This window comes from Halomonas sp., from assembly GCF_014859505.1.
Classification (GTDB): Bacteria; Pseudomonadota; Gammaproteobacteria; order Pseudomonadales; family Halomonadaceae; genus Halomonas.
Window position 1 is genome coordinate 1 of the sequence record NZ_JACUUD010000173.1, and the last position, 4,755, is coordinate 4,755.

Here is a 4,755-nt window from a genome sequence, read left to right on the forward strand (position 1 = left end):
TTCCGCGACACCCTGATCGAGCAGGCCGAGCAGGGGGTGGACTACTTCACCATCCACGCCGGCGTGCTGCTGCGCTACGTGCCGCTCACGGCGAAACGCGTGACCGGCATCGTCTCCCGCGGCGGCTCGATCATGGCCAAGTGGTGCCTGTTCCATCACCGGGAGAGCTTCCTCTACACCCACTTCGAGGAGATCTGCGAGATCTGCAAGCGCTATGACGTCGCCTTCTCCCTGGGTGACGGCCTGCGCCCCGGCTCGGTGGCCGACGCCAACGACGAGGCCCAGATGGCCGAACTCAAGACCCTGGGCGAGCTGACCCATATCGCCTGGAAGCACGACGTCCAGGTGATGATCGAAGGCCCCGGCCATGTGCCCATGCATCTCGTGAAGGAGAACATGGACAAGCAGCTCGAGTACTGCGACGAGGCGCCCTTCTATACGCTCGGCCCGCTGGTCACCGATATCGCGCCCGGCTACGACCACATCACCTCCGGCATCGGCGCGGCCATGATCGGCTGGTTCGGCTGCGCCATGCTCTGCTACGTGACCCCCAAGGAGCACCTGGGCCTGCCCAACAAGGACGACGTCAAGACCGGGATCATCACCTACAAGATCGCCGCCCACGCCGCCGACCTGGCCAAGGGGCACCCGGCCGCCCAGCGCCGCGACAATGCGCTGTCCAAGGCACGCTTCGAGTTCCGCTGGGAGGACCAGTTCAACCTCGGCCTGGACCCGGACACCGCCCGCGAGTACCACGACGAGACCCTGCCCAAGGACTCCGCCAAGGTGGCTCACTTCTGCTCCATGTGCGGCCCCAAGTTCTGCTCCATGAAGATCAGCCAGGAGGTGCGCGACTATGCGAATGAACACGGGCTGAACGGCGACCAGGAAGCGGTGATGAAGGGCATGGAGGAGCAGGCGGAGAAATTCCGCGAGACGGGGAGCAAGCTCTACCAGGAGGTATGAAGCGCAGGCGAGGGTGGCATTGACTAGGCTGAAGCCAAGTCCCGACTCGATTCCCAGGAGAGCCCCATGTCATTGATAGAGAGCCCCATGTCAGAGACAGACCGTTTCGCCTACCCGCATCGCGTGCTGCACTGGCTGGTGGCCGCGGTGCTGCTGTTCTCGCTGGCCAGCGGCCTGACCCTGGGATTTCTCGGCTTCGAAGGGGCCATGGAGCGCCTGGGGCGCGCCGGCACCGACCTTCTCTACACCGCCCACAAGTCCTTCGGCGTGGCGATGCTGGCGCTGATGACGCTCCGGGTGATAACGCGGCTGCTCTTCGTGGTCCCCGACCATGAACCTCCGCTGCCCGACTTTCAGCGGGTGCTCAGCTCGGCGGTGCACCACCTGCTCTATCTGGCGCTGCTGGTGCAGCCGCTGCTGGGCTGGGCCGCCACCGCCAGCGGCAACTTCCCGGTGCAGTTCCTGCACTGGCGCCTGCCTGGAATCGTGCCCGTGAACGAGGCGCTCTCGGAGCGCCTCTTCCTCTGGCACGGCTGGCTGGGCTGGGTGATTCTGGGCCTGGTGGCCCTGCATATCGCCGGTGCCCTCTACCACTGGCTGATCCGTCGCGACAGCGTAATGAAACGCATGAGCCTGTTCTGATCCGGGCAGGTTGAGCTGGCACGCTCCCTGCATGGTACTGGCAACGCCAGATCGACCAGGGAACCGACCATGCCCGACCGCCCGACCTTCACCCCCTCCGTCACCACACCACTGGGCGCGGCGGCCTTCCGCCGCCGCGCCCATGGCCACCTGGCCTTTCTCTATGGCGAACGCGCCGACGAGGTGCTGCGCCGGCTGCTGACGCTGCTCGAGCATCAGGCGCCCGGGACATGCTCCCTGAATGACGCCCCCGTGCCGCTGTGGAGCGAGCGCGACCAGTGGCTGATCGGCTACGGCGACAGCCTGCTCGATGGCGAGCGAGCGCCCCTGGAGGTGCTGGGCGAGTTCCTCGACCGGCGCCTGCCCGACACCTTCAGCGGCGTGCATGTGCTGCCCTTCTTCCCCTGGAGCAGCGACGACGGCTTCTCGGTGATCCATTACCGGGAGGTGGACCCGGCGCTGGGCGACTGGGCGCACATCCGCGCGCTGGCCGAGGGGCGCGACCTGGCGGTGGACCTGGTGCTCAACCATGTCTCCCGGGAGTCGCTGTGGTTCGTCGACTACCTGACCGGCAGCCAGCCGGGCCGCGACTACTTCATCGAGATGGACCCGGAGACCGACCTCACCGCTGTGGTGCGCCCGCGCAGCTCACCGCTGCTGGTGCCGGTGCCCACCCGCCGCGGCACCCGCTACCTCTGGGCGACCTTCTCCGAAGACCAGATCGACCTGAACTTCGCCAACCCGGACGTGCTGCTGGAGTTCATCGGCATCCTGCTCTTCTACCTCGGCCAGGGCGCCCGCATCGTCCGCCTCGACGCCATCGCCTACCTGTGGAAGGCGGTGGGCACCCCCTGCATCCACCTGCCCGAGACCCACGAGGTGGTGCGCCTGCTGCGCGCCGTGGTGGATCATGTGGCGCCGGGCACCCTGCTGCTCACCGAGACCAACGTGCCCCACCACGAGAACCTCAGCTACTTTGGCCTTGAACGAATCGCCGACGACGGAGAGCCCGACGAGGCGCACCTGGTCTACCAGTTCTCGCTGCCGCCGCTGCTGCTGCACACTCTCACCGGCGGCGACGCCACCCTGCTGGCCAGCTGGCTCAAGAGCCTCCCCGAGCTGCCCCCGGGCTGCAGCTACCTCAACTTCACCGCCAGCCACGACGGCATCGGCGTGCGCCCCCTGGAGGGCTGGCTGCCCCCCCACGAGATCGAGGCGCTGCTGGAGCTGATGCATCGCTTCGGCGGCTTCGTCAGCATGCGCCGCCGCCCCGACGGCGAGGACACCCCCTACGAGATCAACATCACCTGGTTCGACGCCATGCAGGGCACCCGGCGCGGCCGGGACCCCTGGCAGATCGAGCGCTTCCTGTGCAGCCAGCACCTGATGCTGGCCCTGCAGGGCATCCCGGCGCTCTACCTGCACTGCCTGACCGGTACCCTCAACGACCTGGAGGGGGTGGAGCGCAGCGGCCGGCTGCGCTCCATCAACCGCCGCCGCTGGCACCTGGACGAACTCGACGAGCTGCTCGACAGCCGCAACACCCCCACCCGGGAGGTGTTCCTGGCGCTCAAGCGCCGCCTGGCGATCCGCCGCGCCGAGCCCTGCTTCCACCCCGACGCCCCCCAGCGGGTGCTGCCCGCTCCGCCGGCGCTGCTGGTGCTCCAGCGTGGCCCGCTGGCCGACGGCCGGCGCCTGCTGGCGATCCATAACGTCAGCGACCAGCGCCAGCCACTGGCGGTGGCGGAGCTGGCCGAGGGAGATTGGTTCGACCTGCTGGAGAATGCCCCCTGGGCGGGCGGGGAGAGCCTCGCCCCCTACCGCACCCTGTGGCTGGTGCAGCAGCCCTGAAAGACGCCCTGATCCGACCTGGTTACACTTCCCCAGCGTTGTCGGCCTCCACGGCGTCGTGGAGGCGGCTCAGCAGGTCGGGGATCGCGGAGCGCACGCGGTTCCAGCTGGGAATGAAGGGACGCTCGCCGGGGTTGTCGAGGAAGGCGTTGCCTGCCTCCAGCAGGTTGGCGGCGAACAGCTCCACGGCGCGCTCCTCGGCGTGGCGGTCCAGGGCGAGGCCGTTCATCACCGCGTCATGGTGGTAGGCCTCGATCAGATCCAGCGCCAGGCGGTAGTAGGTGGCCTTTAGGGTGCGGAAGCCCTCGGCGCTGAAGGTCACGCCCTGGGTGGCCAGCTTGCGGTAGAGCGCCTTGGCGATGTCCAGGCTCATGCGGTTGAGCCCGGCCGAGGCGTCCTGCTCGGAGACCGGCTGGTGCTTGTGGTCGTAGCAGTCGGCCAGGTCCACCTGGCACAGCCGCTTGGTGGAGTGGTTGCGGTGCACCTCGGAGAGCACGCCGATCTCCAGGCCCCAGTCGGCGGGTATCCGGATGCCGTCGAGCACCTCGGCGCGCATGGCGAATTCGCCGGAGAGCGGATAGCGGTAGCTGTCCAGGTACTCGAGGTAGGGCAGCGGCCCATGCATCTGCTTGAGCGCCCGCAACAGCGGCGTGACCATCAGCCGGGACACCCGGCCGTTGAGCTTGCCTTCGGCGATGCGCGGGTAGTAGCCCTTGCAGAACTCGTAGTTGAAGTGAGGGTGGGCCACCGGGTAGAAGAGCCGCGCCAGCAGGCCCCGATCATAGGTGAGGATGTCGCAGTCGTGGAGCCCCACCACCGCACCGCGGGCCGAAGCCTGCACGTAGCCGGCGCAGAACCAGACGTTGCGCCCCTTGCCGGGCTCCCGCGGGGAGAGGCCCTGGCCCTCCAGCTCGGCATCCAGCGCGCGCAGCCGCGGCCCGTCGTTCCACAGGATGCGGTGGCGCTGGGGCAGGCGCGAGAAGAACTGGCGGGCGTGCAGGAACTGGGCACGATCGGCCCGGTCGAGCCCGATCACCACCTCGGCCAGGTAGGGCACCTCGGCCAGGGCCTCGACGATATGCGAAAGCGCCGGCCCCTCCAGTTCCGAGTAGAGCGAGGGCAGGATCAGGCTCATGGGCCGACGGCGGCCGAACTCGCAGAGCTCCGCCTCCAGGGCCGCCACCGGCCGGCGGGTCAGGTTGTGGAAGTCGGTGATGATGCCGTTCTGATGGAAGTCGCTCATGCCACCGTCTCCCCTGCCGCTGCCGGTTCCGTCCCGAGGGCCGCCGGCATCAG

General features: G+C 68.3%; 4 protein-coding genes. 3 read left to right on the plus strand and 1 reads right to left on the minus strand.

What is annotated here, in order from left to right; all coding sequences use genetic code 11:
- The 3 genes from thiC to IBX53_RS14670 form a co-directional block, all read left to right on the plus strand.
- The coding region (gene thiC / locus IBX53_RS14660; protein WP_290910684.1) for a phosphomethylpyrimidine synthase at positions 1 to 966 on the plus strand (966 nt) is incomplete at its 5' end.
- An 87-nt stretch (positions 967 to 1,053) separates the two neighbouring features.
- Positions 1,054 to 1,608, plus strand: a complete 555-nt coding sequence (locus tag IBX53_RS14665; protein ID WP_290910686.1) for a cytochrome b — start codon at positions 1,054 to 1,056, stop codon at positions 1,606 to 1,608.
- Positions 1,609 to 1,677: 69 nt separating this feature from the next.
- The gene (locus IBX53_RS14670; RefSeq protein WP_290910687.1) at positions 1,678 to 3,459 is read left to right on the plus strand and encodes a sugar phosphorylase; all 1,782 of its coding nucleotides are present in this window, start codon (positions 1,678 to 1,680) and stop codon (positions 3,457 to 3,459) included.
- A gap of 22 nt (positions 3,460 to 3,481) precedes the next feature.
- Here the strand turns inward: IBX53_RS14670 and IBX53_RS14675 are convergent, their stop codons facing one another.
- Positions 3,482 to 4,702: a glycosyl transferase gene (locus IBX53_RS14675; protein ID WP_290910690.1), complete on the minus strand. Its 1,221-nt coding sequence runs from the start codon at positions 4,700 to 4,702 to the stop codon at positions 3,482 to 3,484.
- Between the last annotated feature and the right edge of the window lie 53 nt (positions 4,703 to 4,755).

What these genes read in the sequence shown, in the direction of transcription:
- IBX53_RS14665 (WP_290910686.1), top strand. Translation starts at nt 1,054, where the DNA reads ATGTCAGAGACAGACCGTTTCGCCTACCCGCATCGCGTGCTGCACTGG.
- IBX53_RS14670 (WP_290910687.1), top strand. Translation starts at nt 1,678, where the DNA reads ATGCCCGACCGCCCGACCTTCACCCCCTCCGTCACCACACCACTGGGC.
- IBX53_RS14675 (WP_290910690.1), bottom strand. Translation starts at nt 4,702, where the DNA reads ATGAGCGACTTCCATCAGAACGGCATCATCACCGACTTCCACAACCTG.